The sequence below is a fragment of the Tsukamurella asaccharolytica genome (genome assembly GCF_007858435.1).
In the GTDB taxonomy this organism is placed as follows: domain Bacteria; phylum Actinomycetota; class Actinomycetes; order Mycobacteriales; family Mycobacteriaceae; genus Tsukamurella; species Tsukamurella asaccharolytica.
Genome location: NZ_VIGW01000034.1, coordinates 1 through 800, shown reverse-complemented (window position 1 = coordinate 800; position 800 = coordinate 1). Strand labels below are relative to the sequence as shown.

Sequence of the window (800 nt, the reverse complement as noted above, 5' to 3'; positions counted from 1 at the left end):
GTCAAACTACCTACCAGACAATGTCCTTAAGCCAGATAATGGATCTAAGTTAGAATTCCAAAACTTTCAGGGTGGTATTTCAAGGATGGCTCCACTAAAACTAGCGTCTTAGCTTCAAAGCCTCCCACCTATCCTGCACAAAAAGATTCAAAATCCACTGTAAAGCTATAGTAAAGGTTCACGGGGTCTTTCCGTCTTGCCGCGGGTACACCGCATCTTCACGGCGATTTCAATTTCACTGAGTCTCGGGTGGAGACAGCCTGGCCGTCATTGCGCCATTCGTGCAGGTCGGAACTTACCCGACAAGGAATTTCGCTACCTTAGGACCGTTATAGTTACGGCCGCCGTTTACTGGGGCTTCGATCAAGAGCTTCGCTTACGCTAACCCCATCAATTAACCTTCCAGCACCGGGCAGGCGTCAGACCCTATACGTCCACTTTCGTGTTTGCAGAGTCCTGTGTTTTTGATAAACAGTTGCAGCCAGCTTTTCACTGCGACCCTCCTCAGCTTACTGCGTAAAGCATTCACCAAGGAAGGTGTACCTTCTCCCGAAGTTACGGTACGATTTTGCCGAGTTCCTTCACCCGAGTTCTCTCAAGCGCCTTAGAATTCTCATCCCAACCACCAGTGTCGGTTTGGGGTACGGTTCTCATATCACTATAGCTTAGAAGCTTTTCTTGGAAGCATAGCATCAACCACTCCGGAGGTCGTAACCTCCTCGCATTCACATCTCAGCATTAAGATCCCGGATTTGCCTAAGATCTCTGCCTACCTGCTTACACTGGTATACCAATCACCA

At 48.6% G+C, this 800-nt stretch carries 1 rRNA gene; it reads right to left on the bottom strand.

The window, feature by feature from the left end:
- Positions 1-800: ribosomal RNA gene (locus FK529_RS19675) — 23S ribosomal RNA — on the bottom strand; the annotation flags it as partial.